Genomic DNA, 8128 nt, shown 5'->3' with positions numbered 1-8128 from the left:
AGGTCTGGACCACCGTCTCGGGCCAGACCGCCTCGATGGCGTCACCGAACCCGGTCAGTCCGTCGCAGCAGGCGATCAACACGTCTGAGACGCCCCGGTTGCGGAGCTCGGTGAGCACTGCGAGCCAGAACTTGGCTCCCTCGTCGCCGGACCCGAGCCACAGGCCCAAGACGTGCTTGCGGCCGTCTAGATCGACGGCGAGGGCGACATAGACGGGCCGGTTACGGACCCGGCCATCGGTGCGGACCTTGATCACGACGGCGTCGAGATACAGGATTGGATACACCGGGTCGAGGGGCCGTGACTGCCATTCCCGCAGCTCGGGGAGCACCGCGTCGGTGATCCGAGAAACCAGCTCAGGGGAGATCTCCACCCGATACACGTCGGCGATATGGGCCTGAACGTCGCGCACCGTCATCCCTCGAGCCACCAGACCGATCACCAGATCGTTGAACCCGGCGATCCGTCGCTGCCGTATCGGGACCAGCGCCGGTTTGAAGGTGCCCTCCCGATCCCGGGGCACCTCGATCGGGATCCCGCCGGCGTCGGTCAGCACCGTCTTCGGATACGCCCCGTTGCGGTTGTTGCCCGATCCCCACCCCGCCGGGTCACCCTTCTCATAGCCGAGATGATCCGCCATCTCGACCTCGAGGGCCCGGTTCATGATCCGAGACGTCAACTCGGTCAACACCCCATCGGGACCTAACAGCTCCAAGCCCTCCTCATCGACCTGGGCCATCAACCGGTCCAGCATCTCCTCGTCGATCACCCCTCGAGCCGGCTCCACTCCACCCTTCTCACTATCAGTAGCCACGTGTAGGTGCTCCTTGTCTCCCTGCCCCAGCCGGGTCAGGGTCGCCGATCGGACACCTCACACAAAGGATTCAACACGCCCCCCGACGACGCCCACCAGCGATACCAGCGGGCCGTCGGCGAGCGGCGCATCGTCACCCAACCCGACGTGGCCGGCACCTGCCACCTGTTCGCCCTCGACCTGCCCCCCGACCGGGTCGCCGCCGTCACCCGCCGCCTCAACAGCATCGCCCGCAACCTGAAAACCTCACACGAGACCCGCACCATGGACCAGTTACGCGCCGACGCCCTCCTCGACCTCCTCGAAGGCGACCCGACCGTGACAAGCCGAGGCCCCCACGGAGTCGTCGACATCCGAGTCGACCTCGCCACCCTCACCCGACTCTGCGACACCCCCGGCGACCTCGCCGGCTACGGACCCGTCATAGCCGACATCGCCCGCCGCGTCACCCAACACCAACAAACCGCCCAATGGCGCTACACCGTCACCGACCCCGCCACCGGATCCACCATCGTCACCGACATCACCAGACGACGACCCACCGCCACCCAACGCCGCCACATCGAGACCCGCGCCACCACCTGCGTGTTCCCCGGCTGCCGCATGCCCGCCACCACCTGCGACATCGACCACCACACCCCCTGGTCACAAGGCGGACCCACCCACACCACCAAGCTGGACCCCCTCTGCCGCCACGACCACACCCTCCGACACCTCCCCGGCTGGACCTACCACCCCCTCCCCAACGGCGACCACCAATGGATCACCCAACTCGGCCACACCTACACCACCAGCGGACAACCACCCTGACGCCAACCCCGACGTTCGGGCAGGCCGCTCCCGACAGTCGGTGTTGCCGGCTGCGCACGGTGCGCCGGGCCGGCACTCTCAATCCACGACAGCGGTGCGCCGATGATGAACGGCATGGTGGCACGACCAGGTTCGCGTCGAGCACTGGGGTTGGCGGGGTCACTCGTAGTTGTGTTGTCCCTCACGATGTCGGGGGCGCATGCCCGGTACCCCGACGCACAGTCCCTCGAGAAGTGCGGGAGCGGGCCGAGGCTCTCGACGCTGATCGCGTCGGGGGAGTTGCCCAGCTACTCGTACTGCCGCACCGCCGATGGCTACGTCAGGCTGATCGCCATCGAGGACGGCGGGCGTCTTTGCGACTATGTCGTGTCCCGCGAAACACGCCGGCCCGAAGGCGCGCATCGCATCGGCAGCTGCGTCAATACGGAACTCTGACACGAACCTCACCCCAGCACGGACTCGTCTATCTCGATGCCGAGGCCCGGCGCCGTCGGTACCCGGAAGTGGCCGTCGACGACCTGGACCGGCTCCGTGACCACGTCGCGGGCCACACCCTGATTGGCGGGGCTGGCGCCGAAGTCGACGCGGTGCATCGCCGCCGCGCAGTGGACGTTGGCGACGGCGGCGACGCTCGACTCGGCGATCTTGCCGGACAGGTTTATCGCCAGCCCGAGCGTGTCGCACAATGATGCGGCCCGCATGACGCCGGTGATCCCGGCCTGCTTCACCAGCTTGAGGCTGACGCCGGCGACCCCGCTGCGGCCGAAGGCGAGGATGTCGTCGAACGAGCCGACGCTCTGGTCGGCACAGATCGGGATGGGGGACTGGTGGGCGACTCGGATCATGGCGCCGTGGTCGCCCCTGGGTATCGGCTGTTCCACGAACCGGACGTCGTACCCGTCGAGCTTCCGGAGGAACGCAACCGCCTGCTGCTCCGACCATCCCTGGTTGGCGTCACCGCACACCACGGCGTCGGCCGGGAGCGCCGTCCTGATCTTTGTGACCGTCTCCATCTCGGTGTCCTGGTCGGCGATCGCCAGCTTGATCTTGAACCAGCGAAACCCCGCCTCGTACTTGGCCAGAGCGGCCTCCAAATCGGCCTCGGGCCGTCCGCTCCCCACCATGGTGAGCGCAGGGACCCGGTCGCGGACGGCGCCTCCGATCAGCTCGCTCACCGGCACGCCGTGGTGTCGCCCCGCCAGGTCGTGGAGCGCGATGTCGATCGCACCGATGGCCGTCTCGTTCGCCTGGATGGTGCGCTGCATGCCGAACCACAGCTCGGTGCGCCGCAGCGGGTCGGCGCCGACGAGGCTCGGTGCCAGGAAGTCGATGCCGTCCTTGATGCGTGACTGGGTGTCGCCGGTGATGTCGGTCGCCTCGACGCCCTCGCCCCATCCGTAGGTGCCGTCGTCGGCCGTCACCTTGACGAGCACGTTGTCCGACTTCTCGATGGTGATGTGCGACATCACGACCGGCTTCGTCAGCGGGACACTGACGGGAAACGTCTCGACCGACACGATCTTCATGAGTCATCTCCGCTCGGAGCCACTACGGGCGGATCCTATATGATGCATTTCCAGTCGGCGGAAGGTTGAAGAGTGCGCCTGGTCACGTTCGCCGCCAGCGGCAAGTCAGGCATCGGAGTCCTCGGTCGAGACGGCTCGGTGACGGATTTGGCGGCCGATCCGGGGCTGCCGACCGCGATGGTCGACTTCGTCGCCCTCGGACGAGTCGGGCTCGCAGCCGCGGCGGCGATCGCCGAGACTGCGCCGAGGCTCTCACCCGGCGACGTGAGGCTCCTCGCTCCCATCCGCCCCCGCAACAACGTGATGGCCGTCGGCCGCAACTACCACGACCACGCCAAGGAGTTCACCGAGAGCGGATTCGACGCCTCGGAGAAGCAGATGATCCCCGACCACCCGATCATCTTCACGAAGGCGGGGTCATCGATCATCGGGCCGGGAGACGCCATCGAGATCTCGAACGACCCGCTCGGCACGTCGGACTACGAGGGTGAGCTCGGGGTCGTCCTCGGCCCCGGCGGGTCACGGATCTCCGCCGGAGACGCCTGGGACCACGTCTACGGGTACACGGTCGTCAACGATGTCACGGCCCGTGAGCTGCAGAAGCAGCACGTCCAGTTCTTCATCGGCAAGAGCCCGGCGACGTATTGCCCGATGGGGCCGTGCATCGTCACTCGGGACGAGATCGACGACATCACCGCGTCGGTTCTGCGCACGACGGTGAACGGGGAGCTGCGCCAGGAGTCGCCGATCTCGGGGCTCATCTTCGACATACCGACCCTGATCGAGGCGATCTCCGCCGCGGTCCTGCTCGAGGCGGGTGACGTCATCGCAACCGGCACGCCGGCGGGCGTCGGCATCGGCTTCGACCCCCCGGTCTATCTGAGGTCGGGCGACACCGTCGAGGTGTCGATCGACGGAGTCGGAACCCTCGTGAACCCGGTCGCTTGACGTGATCGTCGAGATCGTGGCGGTCGGCACCGAGCTGCTCCTCGGCCAGATCGTCAACTCGAACGTCGCCTTCATCGGGGAGCGGCTGGCACGTGACGGGTTCGACGTCCACCACCAGGTGACGGTCGGGGACAACCTCGACAGGCTGGCCGAGACGATCAGGACGGCGATCGGCAGGTCGGGCGCAGTGGTCCTGACCGGCGGCATTGGTCCGACCCAGGACGACCTCACTCGGGAGGCCCTTTGCCTGGTCGCAGGGGTCGGGATGGCCCGCGATCGAGCCCACGCAGAGGCCATCCGGGATCGGATCACGCGACTGCGAGGCTCCGTCTCTGAGAACACCCTGCGCATGGCGGACTACCCGGAGACGGCCACCCCACTTCCGAACAGCAACGGTGTGGCCCTCGGCGTTGCGATGGAGATCGAGGGTGTCCACGTGTACGCGGTGCCGGGGGTTCCCGGCGAGATGTCCGCCATGGTCGATGAGGAGGTGCTGCCCAGGTTGCGGGAAGCCTCCGGCGAACCGGCCGTGGTGCGCAGCCGCGTCATCAGGACCTGGGGGCTGGGGGAGTCGCGGGTGGCCGAGATCCTCGATGACCTCTATGCCTCCGCGAACCCGACGGTCGCCTTCCTCATCACGGATTCAGAGGTGAAGGTGCGCATCACCGCCAAGGCCGAGTCCGTCGCCGCCGCAGACGCCATGATCGACGAGCTCGACGCCGTGGTGGCATCTCGCCTCGCCGGCGTCGTGTTCGGGAGGGACGACGAGACGATCGAATCGATCATCGTCACGCGCTTGCAGGACTTGGGGTGGCGGATCGCCACGGTCGAGGAGGTCACCCTCGGCACGGTCGGGTCGAGGATCGCCGAGGCGGCGGCGGGCACGGCCGTCTATGCCGGGACGCTCACGGTCCCATCGGGGGCGGCGGTGAACGAAGGGCGGGCAGCCGAGTTGCTCGGCGTCGTCGACGGGTTTCTCGAGGCCGACGTCGTCCTGGCCATCGGCGGCGTCGACAGGCAGGTCACGCCGGACGACTCCACGAGATCGGTCGGCGTGGCCGTCAGGACCCCTGCCGGGACGACGACGGACACCGTAGCCCTGTACGGCGGAGACGACCGAGTCCGCAGGTTCGCGGCGGTCGGAGCGCTCCACGCCCTCCGAAGGGCACTCGCCTAGGCCGACCCGGACCGGTTCCGGCGTCCCGGCGGGTCATATGTGCGACGGAGGTACGCCGGAACGGGTCGTCCTCTGTGCGATAGTCGCTCCATGACGTCTCCCCACACGGAGTTGCGAACCGGTCGGCTGGTGCTGGCGCCGCTCGAGGTCGACGACGCCGAGGAGATGGTCGCGGTACTCGGGGACGCCCGCATCTACGAGTACACGGGCGGCGACCCGCCGAGCCTCGACGACGTCGAGTCTCGATATCGATTCCAGGTGGCGGGGTCGCCGCGCCCCGGCGAGGTGTGGCACAACTGGATCATCAGGCTCGCAGGCGTGTCAGTCGGGTACGTCCAGGCGACAGTCGTCGGGGCGACGGCCGACGTCGCCTGGGTGGTCGGCGTCCCGTGGCAGAGACGTGGGATCGCATCCGAGGCCGCCGGCGCCATGTGTGATTGGCTGACTGCCGGCGGCGTCACACGGCTGACCGCCCACATCCACCCCGACCACACCGCGTCGGGGCGGGTCGCCTCATCCGTCGGGCTGACGCCGACCGGAGAGATCGACGAGGACGGTGAGGTCGTGTGGGCCTCGATGTGACATGCCAGCCGGACCGAGTCGGCGATCGATCGCCACCGGGGAGAGCGGGAAGGAGCCCGGATCAGCCGTTCATCGAGGCGGCGACCGCCTGGGCGGCCGCCTCCTGCGAGAGTGGCAACTCGACGACCTCGCCGCTCGCGGCAGAGAGGTCGGCGGCCATGTAGACCTCCATCGTGGTCCGGGCGAGGCGCGGCTCGACCATGACGGGACGGTCGAAGGCGACCGCCTCGACGAAGTGGATCGTCTCGCGCTCCATCGGACCGGCGTAAACGTGGTCGACGTACTCGCCCGGCATCGTCGACAGCGGGAACACGACGCCGTTCTCGACAGTGTTGAGGACGACGTCCCGGTGGCTGTCGTCGGCGATGATGGCACCGTCCGTGCCGATGAACTCGATCCACGTCGTGCAGGCGTTCGGATAGCCGGGGGGCAGCGACATGCCTGCCTGGACCGTGACCACCACGCCGTCGTCCATCGTGATGACGCTCATCTGCGTGTCTGCGAGCCCGTGGATCGGAGCCCGCACCCCGTACGCCGATTGCGAGTAGACCCGCACGGGACGCCGGGGCTGCAGGCACCACAAGGCGAAGTCGATGTCGTGGGTCGCCTCCATGGCTGCCGGCGACAACTTGATGCGGCCCCCGATCTTGGCACCGAGGGATCGGGTGATGTGCCGGCTCACGAGGACGCTGACCGGCTCACCGAGGGTGCCCTCCATCAGGCTTCGCTTGATCATCGCCTGCTTGGCGCTGAAGCGCTGCGAGTAGCCGATCGTCAGCTTGAGCCCACGCGACTCGGACGTCTCCACGAGGTCGTCGGCCTCGTCGAGCGTGAGTGCCATCGGCTTCTCGAGCAACACGTGCTTGCCCGCCTCGAGGGCCGCCTTCGTCATCGGATAGTGGAGCGTCTCGGGGGTGGCGGACACCATGATGATGTCGATCGCCTCATTGGCGACCAGCTCCTCCCAATTGGCGGTGGCCGAGACCGGGTGGGTGAGCGCCTTGACCTCGTCGAGTCGATCGGGCCTGGTCTCCGCGATGTGGAGCTCGTCGACCAGGGCGCTGTTGGCGCACGCCACGGCGCGGATGCCGCCGCACCATCCGGTGCCGATGATGCCGACGTTGACCTGGGTCATCGATCGTCCCTCCGCTGGAGCAGTGCATCAGGCTCGATCGGGAGCACGACCGCTTCACCCCTCCGAGCCGAATAGTCCATCGCCATCGTGAGCATGAGGTTGTTGTGACCGTCGCGGGCGGTGGCGTGCGGGGTCTTGAACCCCTTCGCCAGCCGGTTGTACCAGGTGAGCGTCTCCTCACGCATGGGGCCCCACAGCATCCCGTCCGACACGTCGCCCGGAGGATACGAGCCGACGAAGTCGACATGGCGCGGGGCAGCCGCGTCGAACCCGCGACTCCTGTACCCGGCGCCTTGGGCGACCTCGGAGGCGATGATCACGTCGCGGTGGGTGTCCTCGATGTCGATGACCCCCTTCGTTCCGACGATGCCGATCTCGAGGCCGTAGACGGCGCCCGGCCAGACCTCGGGCAGCGCCCAGTTGATGCTCATGGAGAAGACCGCCCCATCGTCCATCGTGACGACTCCGAATGTGCCGTCCTTCGTACCCCACTCTCCGAGGACGGCATCGACGGAGCGGGCGTACACCTCGATGGGCGTCTTGCCCTCCATCAGCCACATGCACATGTCGAGTGCGTGGGTGCCTGAGACGACCATTGGGGTCAGGTTTGTCCGATCCTCGGTCTTCTGGAGCGTGGCATAGGGGACCATGCGATTCATGAACGCCCTGGTCACGACGCTGGTGACGTCGCCGATCTGCCCGTCGCGGAGGCGCTGCTTGACGGTGAGGAATCTCCGCCTGAATCGCTGCGTGTACCCGACCACGGCGTCGACGCCGGCCTCCTCGATGGCGGCGAGCACCCTTGCAGACTCGACCGGATCCGTCGCCAGCGGCTTCTCGATGAACAGCGGAAACCCGTGCGCGACCGACTGGAGGATCGGGTCGACGTGATCGTTCTCGGTCGTGGCGACGATCACGGCAGTCACCTGCGGCTGTGCCAGCAGGTCGGCGACGTCGGTGGTGACGAAGTCGGCTCCGGTGTCGGCGGCGAGCCGCTTGGCAGTCGGCTCGTGCGTGTCGCACAGGCCGAGCCAGGCGATGTTCGGGTGCTCACGTGCCAGCACGGCGCGGACGCGCCCGATCGTGCCGCACCCGATCACGGCGAGCCCTATGCCGGCCATGCCGTTCACACCCTC

The 8128-nt window shown here is 67.8% G+C and carries 8 protein-coding genes; 4 read left to right on the top strand and 4 right to left on the bottom strand.

The genetic code is table 11. The features are described 5' to 3' along the window. On the bottom strand, nt 1-814 hold an 814-nt coding region (locus tag VGC47_09770; protein ID HEX9855591.1), incomplete at its 3' end, for an IS256 family transposase. A gap of 6 nt (nt 815-820) precedes the next feature. Between VGC47_09770 and VGC47_09765 the strand changes: the two genes are divergently transcribed. Beyond that, nucleotides 821-1624 carry an HNH endonuclease signature motif containing protein gene (locus VGC47_09765; protein ID HEX9855590.1) on the top strand — a complete coding sequence of 268 codons (804 nt, stop codon included), beginning with the start codon at nt 821-823 and terminating at the stop codon, nt 1622-1624. Nucleotides 1625-2067: 443 nt separating this feature from the next. On the opposite strand, the gene VGC47_09760 is transcribed toward VGC47_09765, so the two are convergent. Next, on the bottom strand, nt 2068-3150 hold the full coding sequence (locus VGC47_09760) for an enolase C-terminal domain-like protein (protein ID HEX9855589.1): 1083 nt from the start codon (nt 3148-3150) through the stop codon (nt 2068-2070). A gap of 72 nt (nt 3151-3222) precedes the next feature. On the opposite strand from VGC47_09760, the gene VGC47_09755 reads away from it, so the two are divergent. The 3 genes from VGC47_09755 to VGC47_09745 all read left to right on the top strand — a co-directional run bounded on the left by VGC47_09755 (nt 3223) and on the right by VGC47_09745 (nt 5857). Then, entirely contained in the window at nt 3223-4098 is an 876-nt protein-coding gene (locus VGC47_09755; protein ID HEX9855588.1) for a fumarylacetoacetate hydrolase family protein, read from the top strand. A 1-nt stretch (nt 4099) separates the two neighbouring features. Beyond that, nucleotides 4100-5275: a molybdopterin-binding protein gene (locus tag VGC47_09750; GenBank protein HEX9855587.1), complete on the top strand. Its 1176-nt coding sequence runs from the start codon at nt 4100-4102 to the stop codon at nt 5273-5275. 90 nt (nt 5276-5365) lie between these two features. Then, nucleotides 5366-5857, top strand: a complete 492-nt coding sequence (locus tag VGC47_09745; GenBank protein ID HEX9855586.1) for a GNAT family N-acetyltransferase — start codon at nt 5366-5368, stop codon at nt 5855-5857. A 61-nt stretch (nt 5858-5918) separates the two neighbouring features. Here the strand turns inward: VGC47_09745 and VGC47_09740 are convergent, their stop codons facing one another. Next, on the bottom strand, nt 5919-6992 hold the full coding sequence (locus VGC47_09740; GenBank protein HEX9855585.1) for a Gfo/Idh/MocA family oxidoreductase: 1074 nt from the start codon (nt 6990-6992) through the stop codon (nt 5919-5921). Further along, nucleotides 6989-8113: a Gfo/Idh/MocA family oxidoreductase gene (locus VGC47_09735; GenBank protein ID HEX9855584.1), complete on the bottom strand. Its 1125-nt coding sequence runs from the start codon at nt 8111-8113 to the stop codon at nt 6989-6991. Before VGC47_09735 ends, VGC47_09740 begins: the two co-directional genes overlap by 4 nt. Nucleotides 8114-8128 lie beyond the last annotated feature (15 nt).

The organism is Acidimicrobiia bacterium, from assembly GCA_036396535.1.
GTDB lineage: Bacteria > Actinomycetota > Acidimicrobiia > Spongiisociales > UBA5794 > DASWKR01.
This window is presented reverse-complemented; position numbering and strand designations above follow the sequence as displayed.

Coding starts and splice junctions, on each gene's coding strand:
- VGC47_09760 (HEX9855589.1), bottom strand. CDS start 3,150: ATGAAGATCGTGTCGGTCGAGACGTTTCCCGTCAGTGTCCCGCTGACG.
- VGC47_09745 (HEX9855586.1), top strand. CDS start 5,366: ATGACGTCTCCCCACACGGAGTTGCGAACCGGTCGGCTGGTGCTGGCG.
- VGC47_09740 (HEX9855585.1), bottom strand. CDS start 6,992: ATGACCCAGGTCAACGTCGGCATCATCGGCACCGGATGGTGCGGCGGC.
- VGC47_09735 (HEX9855584.1), bottom strand. CDS start 8,113: ATGGCCGGCATAGGGCTCGCCGTGATCGGGTGCGGCACGATCGGGCGC.